The following is an 18,004-nucleotide window of genomic DNA, read 5'->3' on the forward strand; positions in this document are numbered from 1 at the left end:
TTATATAATGAACACATCCCTACAATTTAGATTATTGAACTCCTTTTAGTTTTGTTCCAGTATTTTTAAAAGGGTGTATCAATTACGAAAAATAGAGTAATTTTAGGGTGCTTATTTTTCTACATTAAAACAAATCATTTGTTTTCAATTATATTGACTGTTAATCCCAACAAATCCATCTTTTAATATTCTCTATTTTTATAAAATTCAAGGGAAATTAAATACGAAATGATGCTAATTACAATCGTTATGGCGACCAATATCCCAATAAGTTCAATCTTTGATTGTTGTATAAAAAATTCCATCAGCTTTGTTTTGGAATAATAATCCATGTTATTTACAACTGAAACAGAACCAATGATAAATATAAAAAAGATGATATAATTTGGAAATCTTGATTTGATATATCCCCATTTAAATATTAATGGTAAGGAAATCGAAGCAAATATTGTACTACCGATGATTGCTCCAATAATTCCTTCTGTTGTCAACCATTCGTATTTTAATGGGATTTGTAACAGTTTAACAAGAAAATAAACAAGGCAATTCATTACGATGGCAAAAAGAAGATATACGTAAACCGAAATATATTTTGACAAGACAATCGTTTGTTTTTTAATTGGTAAGCTAATCAAAACTATATCACTATTATTTTTCTCATCTATTTGACTGGCACAAAGGAGTAAGGAATAACTAATTGCTAATACACTTATTGTAAATCCTGCTGGACCGATATTAGAAAGTGTGGCAAGGAAAAAAATAATGAGCAAACAAACAATAAATAAATTTTTCTTCTGAATCAGTAAATCCTTTTTAATAAGATGATACAAATTGATCACCCCTTCTGATTGAAAATACTAAGATATCCTCAATTGTTGGTTTTTCTATTAGAACTGAATCTCCGAACATTTTTTTGATTTTATTTTTATTCATCGATAGTGCTTCAAAACCTAATTCATTAACCTTTAAACCGATTAATTGCTCTTCAAGATGTGCTGATAATTTGTCTTTTGTGCCCTTTACGATACAATACTCTTCGGTAAGTTCATCTTTTGTTTTGCTAAATACAATCTCTCCGTTGTTAATTAAAGTTATGAAATCAGCAATTTTGTCTAAATCAGAAGTGATATGGGTTGAGAAAAAGATCGATTTGTTTTCATCTAGCATTAAAGATTGAAGAATTTCTAACAGTTCTCTTCTTACAAGCGGATCTAAACCAGAAGTTGGTTCATCCATAATAAGCAGCTCTGCATGATGTGAAAGTGCAACCGCTAATGAAAATTTCATCTTCATTCCTTTTGATAAATTTTTTATTTTCTTTTTTAATGGCAGATCAAACTCCTTTGCAAATTTTTGAAATACTTCCTCATCCCAATGGAGATAAAAACGCTTAATAATATTTTTCATTTCCTGAATGGTAAGTTCTTCATAAAAATAATTTTCATCGTAAACAAATCCGATTTTTTCCTTTATTGCAATTTCATCTTTTACATGATCCAACCCAAAAACTTGAATCGTACCACTATCTTTTTTGATCAAATTCATAATAAGTTTTATTATTGAGGTTTTCCCCGCACCATTTGGTCCAATAAACCCCATAATGTAACCTCTCTCGAGTGAAAAATTAATATTTTTTAATTCAAAGTCTTTATATTTTTTTGAGACATTTCTTATTTCCAGTATGTTGCTCATTTTTATCCCCCTTCATAAATGATCTCCAAAATTTCTTTAAGATCCTCTAGCGATAAACCAATTAGCTTAGCAATTGTAACTGCTTCGGTCATTTTTTCCTCGACCATTTTGACCTTCGCTTCCTTTAACATTTCTTTGTTCATTTCAGCTACAAAGGAACCTTTTCCTCCAACGGTAACTATATATCCTTCCTTTTCAAGTTCGTCATAAGCCCTTTTTGTCGTTATGACACTAATATTTAATTCTTTTGCTAATTTTCTGATCGATGGAAGTGGTTGTGAAGCGGTCAACTCCCCTTTTACAATTTGTTCTTTAATTTGTTCTACAATCTGCATGTAAATTGGATCATTTGAAGAATTTGATATAACTATATTCACAGCTGACATCCCTTTTCTTATATTGTTATCACTGTATATAAACATTATATACAGTATATACAAAAGTGTCAAATAAATACGACCAAATCATAACGATTTGATCGATCTATTTTCAAACTGCCATATATTTAAAAACTTCATTAACATTTGCGAAATGTTTTAAAAATGATTGTTGATTATTTGTTTACGAAAAAAGGGGCTGTTCAAAAAATCGAATTTCCGACCTTGAACGCCCCTCCATTTTGTTTCAAAACAAATATATCGTTTTTAGGATCCTTTAATACATTGTTTTTTCAAATAATAAGAAGTTTTTTAGAGTATATTAAAGTTTTACAACATATCTACCTTTCGCTTTTCCAGCTAAAATAGACTGTAATGCATTTGGTAACTCATCTAAACTAATTTCATGTCCAATCGTTTCGAGTAATTGAGCAGGTTTTAAATCAGTAGCCATTTGTTGCCATAATTCTTTTCTAATTTCCATTGGGCAGTAGACCGAATCAACTCCTAGAATGCTTACACCTCGAAGAATGAAAGGAAAAACAGTTGTCGAAACATCGCTGCCACCAGTCAAACCACTGACAGCAACAGCCCCATTATATTTAAGTTGAGATACGATTGCTGCAAGCGTTTTTCCACCAACTGGGTCAACAGCAGCTGCCCAACGCTGTTTTCCAAGAGGCGGTATTTTCTCTCCAACGATTTCTTCTCTCGAAATAATTTCTTTTGCCCCGAGTTCTTGTAAATAACGATGTTCTGACTCTTTACCCGTACTAGCAACGACATTGTAACCTTTTTTAGCTAACATCGCCACGGCCATGCTCCCAACTCCACCTGTTGCACCAGTAACTAGAACTTCACCTGACTCAGGAGTGATTCCATGTTTTTCTAAGTGATAAATTGATAATGCAGCAGTAAATCCGGCAGTTCCGTAAACCATTGCTTCTTTCAGTGTCATCCCTTTAGGAAGTGGAACAATCCAATCACCCGGAACTCTTGCATATTCACTAAAACCCCCAAAATGGGAAACACCCAATTCATAGCTAGTGACTATAACTTCATCCCCTTCACGAAATCGTGCATCTTTTGAATCGACAACTATTCCTGCCAAATCTATCCCAGGAATGAATGGGTATGTTTTAACGATTTTTCCATTTGGAATGCTGGCTAATCCATCCTTATAATTTACGCTTGAATATTGAACACGGATTGTAACATCACTATCAGGCAAATCATTCAAATTTAATTGTTGAATACCTGATTGAAAATTATCTCCTACTTTGTTTACGACAAATGCCCGGAATTTTTTCTCCACAATTATACTCCCCTTATTATAAGATTCATATATTCTATTTTTTTGTAGTTTAAAAATATTCAGAGTATTCATGGGTATTATTGTAACATAATCATTCTATTAATTGTATATTTTATCCTGAAATCCAAGATGACTGTAAGATAAATGGAAAATCATTTAAATTTTAGAAAACAATAAAGTATTCAAGAATTTGAGGGATGTTAGCAAAATTTAATGAAGCGAAATTAACCCATTAAATAGTTTTAATGGAGAACTTGATACGTGTCATATCGATTTTTTTAATCTCCGCTTTTGATTTCCCTTTCCTATTTCATAATGCTTCACTAAAAAAATGCCCCTTTCTTTGGTATTATTAGTGACTTTGCCAAAGAAAGGAGCTTTATTTTTTTGTATTAATTTAGTTATTTCTAAATCTATTTTAATTCTTTAGAGATGTTTGCTGAAGAAAAGGTTGCCATTTCTTTTGTCATTAAAGTTGCAGATTGTAAAATTGGAAATGCAACAGCTGCCCCTGTTCCTTCACCTAATCTTAAACCGAGATCAAGGATTGGGGATTTACCTAGTAGTCGAATCGCTGTTTCATGACCAGGTTCAAGTGAACGATGTCCAACAAACATATAATCACTTGCAGTATTACAAATTTGTTTTGCAATTAAAGCAGCAGTGGTACAAATAAACCCGTCAACAAGAATAGGAATACGCTTAGATGCAGCTGCTAGCATTGCTCCAGCCATTGCAGAAATTTCCAAACCACCTACTTTAGCTAAAATATCAATCGGGTCTTGATGATTCGGTTTCCGCTCTAATAATGCCTTTTCAATGACACGTTGCTTATGCTTCAGTTTCTCATCAGTTATTCCAGTACCACGTCCAACAAGCCCATCAATGTTGCCTCCATTTAATACGGCTAATATAGCGCTGCTGGTTGTCGTATTGCCAATACCCATTTCCCCTAAAATTAAACATTTAATGCCTTTTTCAATCATTTTTTCTGCCTGTTCATAACCAACGGCTATTGCTTGTTCTGCCTCTTTTCTAGTCATTGCATCAGTCTCACAAAAATTAGCCGTTCCATAGCGAACTTTTCTGTTCACAAGTCCTTCAGCGTTAATATCTTCGGCTACTCCTACGTCAACAATTTCAAAGTGGGCTCCTATTTGCCTGCTAAAAACATTAATAGCAGCCCCACCATGAATAAAGTTCAAAACCATTTGTTTTGTGACCTCTTGAGGAAAAGCAGAAACCCCTTCTTTAACAACTCCATGATCGGCAGCAAAGACAATCACTCCCGGAGGTGTAACAACAGGAAAGGTTTCTCCGGTCATTTCCGCAAGTTCAACTGCTATTTCTTCGAGTCTTCCAAGGCTACCAATAGGTTTTGTTAACGTGTCAACATATGCCTTCACAGATTCTCCGACTTGTTTATTTTTCGGTTGAATTTTTATCATTGTATGAATCATAAAATTCTCCTTTACTATCTTTAAATTAGTAATATTGTAGAAATAAAAAATGAAAAAGCTATACTATGTATTCTCTAAAGATCTAAAAAATAAAAAAACCGCCCATTCTTTGGCGGAGGAAATGAACTTAAAGACAATTAACAATATCATCATTGTCAGCATTTCATTTCAATCCCTCACCTCCCGAAGAAACTGAAACTTTTGAATCTAAGACAGGTCTCCTGACTCGTGCATCTTCCTACTTTAAGTCCTTCCCATATAAAGATTTATAAAAAATGAACCTTTATACAGTGGTATCGTACTTATTTCGTTCGCACTCACAGTTGCGGGGACAGTTCTGGAATTTCACCAGATTCCCTATTAAGCCATTAATGGCATCTTAGTTCCTTATTGTATTCAATTGTTAACGGTATTATATTAAATGAAAATTCTTTATTTTTCAATAAAATTTTAAATTATTTTAAAATTACATTCAAATATATGTTAATTTTATTAGTTTTGTTTTAAAAAAAAGAGCCTAATCGAAATAGGCTCAATCTTCATCCTTAAAAAATTCATCGAAAACTTTTGAAACTTTATTAAATTCCTCTTGACTTCCAATGGGAGCTAATTCCCCGTTTTCTTCAACTTTTAAAAAATAAATATCTATATCATCTTCAGTTTCAGATTGAATATCATCGACTAATCCCACCGCAATATATTGTCTGTCATTAATTGTAGCTGTTGCTAGCACTTCAACTTCGTCTTCTTGATCTTTTTCATCTATTATTGTAAAAATTTCCCCAACTTCAAGTTTTTCCATTAGTCTATCTCCTTTTTTAAATGTATAATATCCTTCTATTTAATCACAAGTTTCTATAAATTGTCTATTCTTATTTTAACTCTCTAGGTGACCCTTAACTTCTGTTAGTAACACAATTTTGAGACCAATCCATATTTTTGCTTTTTCTGCTTAAGTTTTATTAAGGAGGAATTCTTTCTATTTCAAATATTACCTTTAAAAGCCCCCTTTACTTTTTATAACTTTTTTATTCCTTTTCATCATAAGCAATTAATACGATGTTTTCATTTTTTTCCTGGCTAAGTTCTTTTTCGAGCCTTTGAATTTTTTGGAGTTGACCCTCAGATAAATTTGCTATCGGATAATTTTTTTGTAGAGTCATCTTTACCCTACTCCTTTCATAACTTGTTTTTTAAAGTTTTTTCATTCCAATTTGTCTTTATGCGCTATTTATTTTTTTCGCATTTTCTGGATGCTATTACTGAAATTTGAATTGATAATCTCTATGTAAGATGAAAATACTATCTCATGTAATGCTTATGAATTTGTTTTATAAGCATATAGGAATTCCAAACAAAATTTAGCAAAAGAAGTAAGGAGTGTTTTTATGGGAATCTTAAGTGGAAATCCACATGAAGAACCAATGCATTATGGAGAAGTGTTCTCAACTTGGTCATTTTTGCTTACAACAAAACAAGCGAAGGCTGATTACCAAACAAAATTGAATCATGCTGGTGATGATGATTTAAGAAAATTATTAGAAGAATGTATTGAACAATGCGAAAATGAGGAAAAACAAATTGAAACCCTCTTAAAAGAAAACGGGATCGGTCTTCCACCAACACCGCCGGAAAGACCGAAAGCTTGTACTGAGGATATACCAGCTGGCGCAAGATATTCAGATCCTGAAATTGCGGCCTTTGTTTCCGCAACACTAGGAGCAGGTTTAGTTGCATGCAGTGGAATCATGGCCCAATGTATTCGTGAAGACATTGGGATGATGTTTGGGCAGTTCCATACACAAAAAGCAGCAATTGCACTGAAAGCCTTAAGGTTAAATAAAGAAAAAGGCTGGTTAATCCCACCCCCACTTCATAAAACTAAAGAGGCCGTTTGTGTATAGTAATATTAAGATGAAGAGCCCTTGAAATAAGGGCTCTGTTGTTTATTATAAGAAACACAACTATTATGACAAGATTCGCTTTTCACCTGTAATCGCTTGTATCGGTTCAATGTTTTGTGTGAATTCTAAGGTACCGACATATTCTCCGTTTTCATCACGTACTGCAAAATAACGGATATAGACATATTTATCACGGAATTTAATCCAAAAATCTTCTGAGTCTTTTTTGCCGGATTTGAAGTCTGCTAATAGTTCTTCTACAACATGCACACTTCTTGGAGGATGGCAATTTTGTACAGTGCGCCCAATAACAGCTTTTGTCCGCACAAAGATCCGTTCTTTTCCATGAGAGAAGTAGCGAACAACATCATCTTTATCAATAAAAGTAATATCAATAGGCAAGTGATTTAACATTAATTCAAGCTGTTTTAAAGATAAAATACCTGTTTCCATTTTAATATAACCATCAGAAATTGTTTTTTCATCAATCGTATTTCGTTCTGGCTTCCATTCAGCCGCTGGTTCTGTTAAACAAAAGCCTATTTCATCACTCTCATGGGCAATTTTCACCCACTCATCTTCTGTAAAATTCATTAAACACATTGGAAAGAGAATGTTTTCTTCCCGGTAAATCATATCATTGACTTCTTTAATACAATAATTGATTGCATGGATGACTGCACTTTTATCGCCATTGTATTCCATTAATTTTTTTCTAGTTTCTTTAATGGCGTCACGAATAAAATCATCAATGCGCCACATATTTGTACTCGGACCGTAAATACCGTACCTTTCTAAATATGGAAAAATTAAATTTTCTTTGCGACTGTAATGTTTATCAATATCCAACAATAGATTACAATCTTCCAATAGTTTATACACATTTTCTTCTGAGTCGTCTTCTGCAAAGTGAGCTAAATGTTTTGACATTTCTTCTAACAGCCTTTCAATTGCACGATTTTCAAGTTTGAATGTATGAACGGGATGTCCAGGTTCATCCTCAGGATTTTTCGGAAGTTCAATTTCTTCTACCGACCCTTTTAAAATTTCGGTATGGAGCGAATAAATACGTTTCACATCATCAAGAGACATTCCGTTTTTTTGTGAAAAGTCATGTTGAAGTTTTGACATTTCCTCCACAGTGACTTTACCAATTTCTTTCGAAAATTTTGCTTTTACATCTTCAATATTTTTTCCACTTTGCAAATCGTCAAAGATTTCTTTTAGTTTTTCCAAACGTTCATTATTATATTCAGTCGTCTTATGTTCACGGTTGTTGATCAATTCACTCATAGCCTGTCTCCTTTTCAGTTATTCACCTAATAACAGTGAGAACATTTCTCATAGTAGTAATGTAACATTTATATAAGTTTCTGGTTGTGATTGAGGTCACTATGGTGAATTGAATTAAGATATTTTTAATTAATTTATTGCACTGTCCTTGGCGTTAGTAGCATCATTGTAGTATTGACTCTTTATAACTTTATGAAGTTTTTCAACGATTTCAATATGCTTCTTAAGGGGCAGTCCATCGACAGACATTTCTCTTTTTTTAGTTTTCCCGTCAACAGCACCTGCCTTTAATATGACTTTTAAAAGCAGGTTTTCATCATTTGGATGATGAAGAACTAATTGTCCAGTAAGTAGTGACAAAGCAGCATTTAGCCCATATGCTCCCCAATTTGAAACACCTGCAGTAATAAGAAAGTCTACGGGAGTGATATTGGCAATCCATTTTTTTTCGATATTAGAAACTAGTTGAGCAAATAAGTTTCCCATGCCAAGTTCATTTCCACCATCCCCTATGCCAATCGTTTTGATTCCTTTCTCGCGGCCTTGAAGAAATAATGCATCAAAGCGGGCAATTGGATAAGATATTTTTTGGCCTGCCATGTTGTAATAGTTTCCATCAAGAGCCATACCCATTTGTTCAATGGCAATTAAATGAGTGAGTGCTTGGTTGGATAAAATTGCTGGGAAAATATTTATTTCGTCCCCGGCTTTTACAGTTAAAAGTTCTCCATTTAATTGTAAAGCATTGATTGCAGCTTTAAGAATCTTTTCATTAAAAGGACTAGTCATAAACGTAACTTTACATCCTAGGTTTTCGAGGGCTTTCCCTAAAAATGCAGCCCCTAATGGGCCATCCGTTTCTCCAGTTTTCATAGTTTCAATATAAAACCCGCTAACAATGACAACTTCTTTAGCTGTTAAAAGTGATTTTGCCGCATCTTGTAAGACATTTTGTTTTGCAAAAGGAAGAATGTTTCTATTTCCTGCATCTTCTTTTATTATTTTTTCTATATCACGAAAAATTTTCGTCAATTCAATCACCTTCTTTAATTTAGCACCTGTTTTTGAAATAATAGTGTTTGATATGTAATAAATTGGAGGTTTGGCATGAACATTAATAATATAGAAGCTTTTGTTTATGTTTTTCTCTTTGGCAGTGTTAATCGGGCAGCAGAAGCACTATATCTGACACAGCCGACGGTCACAGCTAGAATTCAAACATTAGAGCGAGAATTAGGCGCCCAATTATTTAACAGGGATGGTAAGCAACTGACTTTATCTGATAAAGGCAAGCAGTTTCTGCCCTATGCCCAAAAAATTTTACAAACATATCAGGAAGCAAAAATTCATTTACAAAAGACGCCAATTGTGAAAAGAGAACTTACTTTTGCATGCGTTCCATCTGTATCGACACATTTGCTTCCAAACATCCTTGTTCAGTTTCAAAAGCAGTTTTCAGATGTTTCTATGCGAATTTTTACTGGCCATTCTAGTGAAGTGCTTGAAAAAGTTCTTAATAAAGAAGTAGAATTCGGTATCGTTCGTACTGTTACCCATCCGAATATCGATTCATTTCTTTTTCATGCAGATCCTATTGAGCTTTTTGTTTATCCAGGACATCCATTAATAAAGCAAGAAAATGTGCGCCTTCATGATGTATATCGTGAACCGCTCATATTTTTCGAACACGGATCGCTCGACTATTTCATGATTTATAGTTTATTTGAAACAATGCATCTTAATCCAAATGTGATCTTGGAAGTTGATAGCATGGAGACCGCAAAAAAAATGGTCATGGCCGGCATCGGCATTAGCTTTCTTCCTAAATCTTGCGCTCAAAATGAAGTAAAGGAAAAACATCTGTTTCAGATTCCTATCAAAGATAAACCGCCACTCGCCCGTGATATCAGACTTATATATTTAAAAGGAGAAGATCGAAGTCCGTTCCTTTCCTTTTTTATGAATGGAGGTAATGCTTTTATTTAAAAAAAGAAGATGTATTAAATATAGCATCCTTATTTCAATCCAGCTAATTGGTATTTTTAATATACATATAAAAATTATTTATAATAAAAAGTCATGTGATTTAAACTAAATCAGATAGGAAAATAATAAATCTTATTTTCTGTTTAAAATTCGGTGAATCCTTGCAACAAGTAGATGCAGAAAAAATTTTTTCAAAGATAAAATGTTGATACAAATCAAAATAGATGAAAATTAAAAAGCAAGTGATGAATCAAAACCTTTTCCATCACTTGCTTTTTTTAGGGCTTTTATTTCATTATTCTATTTTCTGTTATGCAGCTTTACTATTTTGATTTTGGGATTTAAAGAAGATTTGATCAAGTGCATATAATTTACTTCCGTTTATTAAAATAAATATAGCCATTACCAAGAGAGCTAAATCTAATTCATAACCAGCTCCTTGACCATTACCTAAGAAACCGGCAGCAAGTTTCACTTTAAATGTTGCACCAATCATAATTAATGCAAGAAGTGCTGATACAATTCTCGTACCAAGTCCAAGAATTAAAGCAATTCCCCCTGCAAGTTCAATAAAACTAACAACATAAGCTAAAAAGCTTGGTAATCCAATACTAGTAAACCATCCAGCAATATTTTCAATTCCAACTTGAAATTTGGCTAGTCCATGCATAAAGAAAGTAAATCCTAAAAATACTCGTAACAACAATGTTCCAACTTCATATTTATTCATTTTTGCATACCTCCAAATCCATCTTTCTTCTAATAAGTATTTATTATTATCGTTTGGCAATTATGATCCAAATTGCCATACACTATGACTTAGGTTTCCATATTGATAGCTTCGATATAGTAGTGTTGCTTTTTTCTCTTGATCAGCTGCACCCATTGCATAAAAAATTGGGATAAAATGTTCGTTCCCGAATGGTGGGACTGCCATTTCAGCATAAGGTGCTAATGTTTCATATTGAAATAGAGAATCGAGATCCCAAATCTTTAAAGAGTCACCAATCCAATTGTCAAAATCAACAGCCCATTGGTCCTCTTTACCAAATGGATCATGCCATTTTAACTTTCTCAAATTGTGTACGGTACCGCCGCTTGCAATAATTAAAATATCTTTTTCTCTTAATGAGGATAAGGCTGCTCCGACTTTATATTGTTCTTCCGGTGTCAATTGAGGGTTTACAGACATTGATATAACTGGAATATCTGCCTTAGGGTAAAGTAGACGCAACACAACCCAAGCTCCATGGTCTAATCCGCGCGTTTCATCAGTTCGAAAAGCAATTCCATTCTCTTTAAGTAAGTCAACAATTTCGATAGTAAGTTTCCTATTACCAGTTGCAGGATAAACGATTTGGTACATTTCTTCAGGAAACCCGCCAAAATCATAAATGGTTTCAAACTTTTCGACATTGCTTACTTTTTGTATAGATGAAAGCCAATGTGCTGAAAATATTACAATTCCGTTTGGTTTTGGTAAGTTTTTACCAAGTTGATTCAAAAACTGTGTATACTCATTATTTTCAATTGCGAGTGTTGGTGATCCATGGGCAATAAATAATGATGGTATCATAATTGATCCCTCCTTTAATTAATAAAAAAATTCTGTACAAATTATATTGAATTTTATTTAGCTTGTATGTTTATAAATAAAAATATTTGTTTCCTATAAGATAACAAGATTGCAATAGATTGTCAACGAATTTTTTGTTAATATAGAATTAAGTTTTATATTAGAAAACATTTGGTGGTGTTTAGATGGATATTGGGTCAAAAATTCGTGCGATTAGAAACCGAAAAAAAATCACAATTGCAGAAATGTGTGAAGCCACTGGCCTTTCAAAAGGCTTTATAAGCAATGTTGAAAATAATAACACTTCCCCTTCTATCAGCACGTTAGAAACAATTGCTGAATTTTTAGGGGTTCCCTTACCTTATTTATTGTTAAAAAAAGAACAACACATGCGGGTAGTAAGGAAGGATGAGCGTACTTATTCCACCCATAACCAGTTAAAAATAGAACATATTGCCTCAAAAGATGGACTTCGATTGATGATAGCAGAATTACCTCCTGGGGCTTCAATCGGTGAGCCAAATGCACATGAAGGGATCGAATGCCATCTAGTGTTAGAAGGAAGAGTTCTGGCAGAACAAGGGGAAGACTCATATATTGTTGAAGAAGGTGACTCATTTAGCTGGAATGCATGTGTACCGCATTTTGTCAAAAACATAGGGGAAGAAAAAGCAGTTGTTTTGATTGCAGTTTATTCCGAGCAAGGTGAAAACAGTGGAATGTAAAAATACAAGAAAAAAAGGGACGGTTCATAGTTGTATTTCAACTATAAAACGTCCCTTTCTAAATTTAATTATTGCTTTGAAATAGGATAGGAAATTCCTAAACAGCTCCTCAACTATTTCGATGTATTATTTAGTACTGATTTAATCGCTGTATTTTTAAGAACAATACTTAAAATCATTAGTCCTGCTAAAGCGCCCCCTAAGGAACTTGCTAGGAAAGATGGGATAAAACCGAATAATGCAACTTGCTGTCCTAATAAAAGCGTTGCGATTGGATAACAAACAATTGCTCCTAAAATTCCTGTTCCAACAGTTTCACCTATAAAGGCAAACATTAGTTTTTTTGACTTTTTGTATAAATATGCTGCTAAAAAAGCGCCAATCATGCTCCCTGGAAAGGCAAACAATGACCCAGTACCCATCATATTTCTTATCAAAGAAACAGAAAATGCTTGCATAACGGCATAGGCAGGACCTAGTAATACTGCCGATAAGACATTTATAAAATGCTGCATTGGAAAAATTTTCGCAAAACCTAGTGGGATGTAAAATAAATGACTCGTCAATGTGCCGATGGCAATAAGCATAGCTGTAATCGTCATTTTCATTGTTTTACCCACGATAAATCCCCCTCTCGTCTTAAAACTAAACTATATTGGTCCATTTGTTCTCCCGTGAGATTTGCAAGTTGGTTAATTAATTCAATTTGAAAACTGCCCGGTCCTAGAGCAGCTGTTTTAACGGCAGCCATCTCTGCGGCAACCCCGTAAAAGACAAGAGCGGATACAGCAGCTTCAAGAGGTTCTTTCTCCACTGCTGCAAAAGCTCCTACAATGGCAGATAATAAACATCCTGCTCCAGTGACTTTTGTCAAAAGTGGATGGCCATTTTGAACTTGAAAAACAACGTTTCCATCAGTAATAATATCATTTTTACCTGTTATGATAACCGTCGTTTTAAGTTTCTGAGCTGCTAAAATAGCTAGGCTAACGATATCGCCATCAGTATTTCCTGTCTCTACTCCTTTGATTTCCCACTTATGTCCTATAAGATTTGCAACTTCAGCAGCATTTCCTCGAATAAATTGAATATGTAAATATTGTAAAAGCTCCTGGGCACTATTCGTGCGGAAGCAACTTGCTCCAACACCGACAGGATCTAGCACAATTGGAATCCCTTTGTTATTAGCAGCTTTACCTGCAATTTTCATCGATTCTAAATAAACTTTGTTAAATGTACCTAAATTTAAGACAAGTGCATCCGATATCTCAGTTATTTCATTTACTTCCTCTGGTGCTGATGCCATTACTGGTTTAGCGCCTAGTGCCAATAATCCATTTGCTGTAAAATTAGCGACAACGATGTTTGTTATATTATGAATTAATGGTTTAGTTTCTCTAATTTTATTAACTAATGAGATCATTTTCTTTTGATTCATATGTATCTCCCGTTAATAGTTTTTCAGTTTGCATCAAAAAATTAAACGCATCTAGTCTATATTAACGTATTTTTACTATTATGAACTTCATTGGAATAATTGCAACTATTAAAAACAAATGTTTTAAAGCAACTTTTAGTTCAAATACAGAAAGAATACTTTAAAATCAATTTGTTTAAAAATCTAAATTAAAAAGCTAGGCCTGACAAATTAGACCTAGCTAAACAGCCATAGAAAGTAAAAATTATTACTTTTCTACACCGGTATGTTCACCTTTTGTTTAGCAATCTTACTAGAAACATAAGCACTCTTTTTCATCATACTACAGAATCAAAATGGAATGCAACAGCTATACCATAAGCTTACAAATATCGTTTGTAAAGGCGACTGGATCTTGGATTGGCAAACCTTCGATTAAAAGGGCTTGATTATACAAAAGATTTGTAAATAAAGTTGCTTTATCTTTGTCTTGTTCAAATGCAGCTTTTAACGTCTTGAACACATCATGGTGGACGTTGATTTCTAAAATCTTATCAGCCTTAATCCCTTGATTGTTTGGCATCATGCTTAGTACTTTTTCCATTTCGATAGAAACTTGTCCTTCGCTAGACAAGCAAACCGGATGAGTTTTTAACCGTTTGGAAATTCTAACATCTTTTACTTTGTCCTTCAAAATATTTTTCATAAAATCAAACAACTCTTTATTTTCTTCTTCACTACGAATATCTTTTTCATTTTCATCAGCTTCAATTCCTAAATCTCCACTGGAAACTGACTTAAATTCTTTATCTTTATAAGACATCATCATTTTGATTGCAAATTCATCAATTTCATCAGTGAAATATAAAATTTCATAGCCTCTTTCAGCAACCAACTCTGTTTGAGGTAATTTTTCTAACCTTTCAATTGATTCTCCTGCTGCATAGTAAATATATTTTTGGTCTTCAGGCATTCTAGAAACATATTCATCTAATGTCACGAGCTTTTTCTCTTTTGAAGAATAGAATAGGAGTAAATCTTGTAATACTTCTTTATTCATCCCAAAATCGCTATACACACCGTATTTTAACTGTCTGCCAAAAGACTCGTAAAATTTTTCATATTTTTCACGATCATTTTTCAATAAATTAACTAATTCGCTCTTAATTTTCTTATTAATATTTTTTGCAATTAATTTTAACTGACGGTCATGCTGAAGCATTTCGCGAGAGATGTTAAGAGATAAGTCTTCGGAATCGACTAGACCTTTTACAAAGCTAAAATAATCTGGAAGCAAATCAGGGCATTTGCTCATAATTAAGACACCATTTGAATACAGCTCGAGTCCTTTTTCGAATTCTTTTGTATAGTAGTCAAATGGAATTTTCTCTGGAATGTATAAAATTGCATTATAACGGACAGCACCATCAATGCTTATATGAATATATTTGATTGGCTTATCAAAACCATAATGCTTTTCAGAGTAAAAATTCTCATAGTCTTCTTGAGTTAGCTCATTCTTGTTCTTACGCCATATAGGCACCATGCTGTTAATAACTTTTTCAACTGTATAAGTCTCGTATTCGTTATCGGTTCCTTCTTTCAATCTTCTTTCTGTTACGTCCATTTTGATTGGATAACGAATAAAATCAGAATATTTTTTGATAATAGTTTTTAAACGGTATTCGTCCAAATACTCATCAAAGTTTTCTTCTTCTGTGTTTTCCTTTATTTTCAAAATAATTTCTGTTCCGACTGTATCTTTTTCACAAGGTTCAATTGTGAAACCATCGGCACCTTCTGATTCCCACTTATATGCTTCATCGCTGCCCAACGCTTTACTTTTCACTGTCACAACATCGGCAACCATAAATGCAGAATAAAAACCAACACCAAATTGACCTATAATTTCAAATCCGTCTTTTAAATCAGTTTCATTTTTAAATGCCAAAGAACCACTTTTTGCAATAGTGCCAAGATTCTGCTCCAATTCTTCTTTTGTCATCCCAATACCGGTATCAATAATTTTCAACAAACGGTTTTGTTTGTCAGGAATTACTTTTATGTAATAATCGTCTTTATTAAATGTTAATGATTCATCTGTTAATGCTTTATAATATATTTTGTCAATCGCATCACTGGCATTGGAAATTAATTCTCTTAAAAAAACTTCACGGTGCGTATAAATGGAGTTGATCATCATTTCCAATAACCTTTTTGATTCCGCTTTAAATTCAATTTTAGACAAAATGATCTCTCCTCTCCTGAAATTTATAATTAAGCAATCATATTCAAAAACTAATTTGTTGTTAGCACTCCGGAAAGTCGAGTGCTAACATTATTTTTAATATCACACGGGATCCTACCATGTCAATAATAAACAAACATGTTCTTGAACTTACAATTATGAACAAAAATATTATTAGTGGTTTTTACTAGTTTCTTTACCAACATGATTGTTTTTGTATCAATCTCATTCACTGAAATATAGTAAATTATTAATTAAGAAACCAATACATAAAAAATTAGGGAGTTGAACAAATGAAAACGTTTAATGATAGCTTAATCCAATTATGGAAAAATCGATACCCTTTGTTTAACAAGGTTGTAGCTATGGAAGAAGTATTTTGGGTTAATCCTGCTATTCAACCGTTTCAAACTGCAATTAAGAAAACAAGCCTGTCTGAACTGGATGTAAAAGATGCAGAAGAAAGGTTGCAGCGCTTTGCACCGTACATCGCGAAAGCCTTCCCGGAAACTATAAAAACGAATGGAATCATTGAATCTCCGTTAGTGAAAATTCCTGCTATGAAGCAATCTTTAGAAAATGACTATAGGCAAACGATTTTGGGTGAAGTGTTATTAAAATGTGATAGTCACTTGCCAATCTCGGGATCAATAAAAGCTAGAGGAGGAATTTATGAAGTTCTTAAATTTGCCGAAAAATTAGCCCTCGAGCACAATTTGTTGTCTTTTGAAGATGACTATTCGATTTTTAATAGCGAGCAATTCCAATCATTTTTCTCAAAATATTCAATTGCTGTTGGTTCGACCGGAAATTTAGGACTTAGTATTGGCATCATTGCAGCAAAGTTAGGTTTTCATGTAACTGTACACATGTCACATGACGCTAAACAATGGAAAAAAGACTTGCTTCGAAGCAAAGGAGTCCATGTTATTGAGTATGAAGCTGATTATAGTAAAGCTGTTGAGAGCGGGCGAATTCAGGCTGAACAAGATCCTTACTGCTACTTCATTGACGATGAGAACTCCCGCGACCTATTTTTAGGATATGCTGTTGCAGCCTCCCGCTTAAAAAAGCAATTAGAAAAGTTGCAAATACCGGTTGATGAAGAGCATCCTTTATTTGTATACCTTCCATGCGGTGTCGGCGGAGGGCCGGGAGGGGTTGCCTTTGGTTTAAAATTAATCTTTAAAGATCAGGTTCATTGTTTTTTCGCTGAACCAACACACTCTCCTTGCATGTTGCTCGGTTTAATGACTGGACTCTATGAAAACATTTCAGTCCAAGATGTGGGGCTCGACAATTTAACTGATGCAGATGGCCTTGCTGTTGGACGCCCATCGGGGGTTGTGGCTAGAACAATGGAACCATTCATCAGTGGTATCTTTACAGTAAGCGATAATCAATTATATAAGCTTTTAAAGAGACTAGCTGATACAGAAGGGATTTTTCTAGAACCCTCTGCACTAGCAGGAATGATCGGTCCAGTTCTTTTGTGCAGAAATGATTCCGGTTATTTACTGAAGGATCAATTGATGGAAAAAATAAAGAAAGGAACACATATCATATGGGCCACAGGTGGAAGCATGGTTCCTGAAGCAGTAATGAAAGAATATTATCAAAAAGGACTCTCAGCAAAAGAATAAAAATATTCTTTTTTTCAATTTCAAAATCGGGCTGTCGTCCACTCATTTCAAATTTTTAACCATATGATGCATATAGACAGGTTTCCTACCTTAGTCTAGAAGGGAGAAAACAAAATGTATTATGGTTATTATGGAACGATGGTACCGGCTTATCGAACATATCATGATGAGCGGTTTGTACCTGCATTGATACCATTAACTGCAGGTCTCCTTGGATTAGGAATCGGATATTTAGGTGCACAAATAGCAAACCGCCCTTACTGCTGTTTCCCATTCTACGGTCCATATCCTCCTTTTTATCCTGGATTTAAGCCTTGGATCGGTCCTTATGGGTATCCTGGTATAAAACCATATGTTTGGTAAACTAT

General features: G+C 33.8%; 19 protein-coding genes and 1 riboswitch. Of the genes, 5 read left to right on the forward strand and 14 right to left on the reverse strand.

The genetic code is table 11. The features are described from left to right. Positions 1-182 precede the first annotated feature (182 nt). The 7 genes from HR057_RS03415 to HR057_RS17205 all read right to left on the reverse strand — a co-directional run bounded on the left by HR057_RS03415 (position 183) and on the right by HR057_RS17205 (position 6,007). Entirely contained in the window at positions 183-830 is a 648-nt protein-coding gene (locus HR057_RS03415; RefSeq protein ID WP_173730021.1) for an ABC-2 transporter permease, read from the reverse strand. Then, complete coding sequence (pmtA, locus tag HR057_RS03420; protein WP_173730022.1) at positions 814-1,692, reverse strand: phenol-soluble modulin export ABC transporter ATP-binding protein PmtA; 879 nt, start codon at positions 1,690-1,692, stop codon at positions 814-816. Before pmtA ends, HR057_RS03415 begins: the two co-directional genes overlap by 17 nt. Positions 1,693-1,694: 2 nt before the next feature. Next, positions 1,695-2,069, reverse strand: coding sequence for a GntR family transcriptional regulator (locus HR057_RS03425; RefSeq protein WP_173730023.1), 375 nt, complete (start codon positions 2,067-2,069; stop codon positions 1,695-1,697). A 322-nt stretch (positions 2,070-2,391) separates the two neighbouring features. Beyond that, positions 2,392-3,384, reverse strand: coding sequence for an NADPH:quinone oxidoreductase family protein (locus HR057_RS03430; protein ID WP_173730024.1), 993 nt, complete (start codon positions 3,382-3,384; stop codon positions 2,392-2,394). Between the two features lie 413 nt (positions 3,385-3,797). Beyond that, entirely contained in the window at positions 3,798-4,844 is a 1,047-nt protein-coding gene (cobT, locus tag HR057_RS03435) for a nicotinate-nucleotide--dimethylbenzimidazole phosphoribosyltransferase (RefSeq protein ID WP_173730025.1), read from the reverse strand. A gap of 194 nt (positions 4,845-5,038) precedes the next feature. Continuing rightward, a riboswitch (cobalamin riboswitch) is annotated at positions 5,039-5,241 on the reverse strand. A gap of 135 nt (positions 5,242-5,376) precedes the next feature. Beyond that, positions 5,377-5,646: a DUF1292 domain-containing protein gene (locus HR057_RS03440; RefSeq protein WP_173730026.1), complete on the reverse strand. Its 270-nt coding sequence runs from the start codon at positions 5,644-5,646 to the stop codon at positions 5,377-5,379. A gap of 226 nt (positions 5,647-5,872) precedes the next feature. Then, a complete protein-coding gene (locus HR057_RS17205) occupies positions 5,873-6,007 on the reverse strand; it encodes a hypothetical protein (protein WP_268990190.1) in 135 nt (44 codons plus the stop codon). A gap of 225 nt (positions 6,008-6,232) precedes the next feature. On the opposite strand from HR057_RS17205, the gene HR057_RS03445 reads away from it, so the two are divergent. Beyond that, positions 6,233-6,748, forward strand: a complete 516-nt coding sequence (locus HR057_RS03445) for a DUF3231 family protein (RefSeq protein ID WP_173730027.1) — start codon at positions 6,233-6,235, stop codon at positions 6,746-6,748. 63 nt (positions 6,749-6,811) lie between these two features. On the opposite strand, the gene HR057_RS03450 is transcribed toward HR057_RS03445, so the two are convergent. Together HR057_RS03450 and HR057_RS03455 are read right to left on the reverse strand one after the other, a co-directional pair. Further along, the gene (locus tag HR057_RS03450; protein ID WP_173730028.1) at positions 6,812-8,041 is read right to left on the reverse strand and encodes a DUF438 domain-containing protein; all 1,230 of its coding nucleotides are present in this window, start codon (positions 8,039-8,041) and stop codon (positions 6,812-6,814) included. Between the two features lie 129 nt (positions 8,042-8,170). Continuing rightward, positions 8,171-9,073: a DUF4392 domain-containing protein gene (locus HR057_RS03455; protein WP_173730029.1), complete on the reverse strand. Its 903-nt coding sequence runs from the start codon at positions 9,071-9,073 to the stop codon at positions 8,171-8,173. A 75-nt stretch (positions 9,074-9,148) separates the two neighbouring features. On the opposite strand from HR057_RS03455, the gene HR057_RS03460 reads away from it, so the two are divergent. Then, positions 9,149-10,027, forward strand: a complete 879-nt coding sequence (locus tag HR057_RS03460) for a LysR family transcriptional regulator (protein WP_173730030.1) — start codon at positions 9,149-9,151, stop codon at positions 10,025-10,027. 310 nt (positions 10,028-10,337) lie between these two features. On the opposite strand, the gene HR057_RS03465 is transcribed toward HR057_RS03460, so the two are convergent. Together HR057_RS03465 and HR057_RS03470 are read right to left on the reverse strand one after the other, a co-directional pair. After that, entirely contained in the window at positions 10,338-10,757 is a 420-nt protein-coding gene (locus tag HR057_RS03465; RefSeq protein WP_173730031.1) for a DoxX family protein, read from the reverse strand. A 60-nt stretch (positions 10,758-10,817) separates the two neighbouring features. Further along, entirely contained in the window at positions 10,818-11,603 is a 786-nt protein-coding gene (locus HR057_RS03470) for a dioxygenase family protein (RefSeq protein ID WP_173730032.1), read from the reverse strand. Between the two features lie 185 nt (positions 11,604-11,788). Between HR057_RS03470 and HR057_RS03475 the strand changes: the two genes are divergently transcribed. Beyond that, complete coding sequence (locus HR057_RS03475) at positions 11,789-12,328, forward strand: helix-turn-helix domain-containing protein (protein WP_173730033.1); 540 nt, start codon at positions 11,789-11,791, stop codon at positions 12,326-12,328. Between the two features lie 113 nt (positions 12,329-12,441). Here the strand turns inward: HR057_RS03475 and thiW are convergent, their stop codons facing one another. From thiW to htpG, 3 genes are all read right to left on the reverse strand, one after another. After that, positions 12,442-12,948, reverse strand: coding sequence for an energy coupling factor transporter S component ThiW (thiW, locus tag HR057_RS03480; protein WP_173730034.1), 507 nt, complete (start codon positions 12,946-12,948; stop codon positions 12,442-12,444). Next, positions 12,933-13,766 carry a hydroxyethylthiazole kinase gene (gene thiM, locus HR057_RS03485; RefSeq protein WP_173730035.1) on the reverse strand — a complete coding sequence of 278 codons (834 nt, stop codon included), beginning with the start codon at positions 13,764-13,766 and terminating at the stop codon, positions 12,933-12,935. Before thiM ends, thiW begins: the two co-directional genes overlap by 16 nt. A 349-nt stretch (positions 13,767-14,115) precedes the next feature. After that, positions 14,116-15,993, reverse strand: coding sequence for a molecular chaperone HtpG (gene htpG / locus HR057_RS03490; RefSeq protein ID WP_173730036.1), 1,878 nt, complete (start codon positions 15,991-15,993; stop codon positions 14,116-14,118). 293 nt (positions 15,994-16,286) lie between these two features. Between htpG and HR057_RS03495 the strand changes: the two genes are divergently transcribed. Beyond that, positions 16,287-17,636: a D-serine ammonia-lyase gene (locus HR057_RS03495; RefSeq protein ID WP_173730037.1), complete on the forward strand. Its 1,350-nt coding sequence runs from the start codon at positions 16,287-16,289 to the stop codon at positions 17,634-17,636. A 114-nt stretch (positions 17,637-17,750) separates the two neighbouring features. Continuing rightward, entirely contained in the window at positions 17,751-17,999 is a 249-nt protein-coding gene (locus HR057_RS03500) for a hypothetical protein (protein ID WP_230474343.1), read from the forward strand. Positions 18,000-18,004: the final 5 nt, after the last annotated feature.

The organism is Calidifontibacillus erzurumensis (assembly GCF_013303125.1).
GTDB classification, from domain to species: Bacteria; Bacillota; Bacilli; order Bacillales; family Bacillaceae_J; genus Calidifontibacillus; species Calidifontibacillus erzurumensis.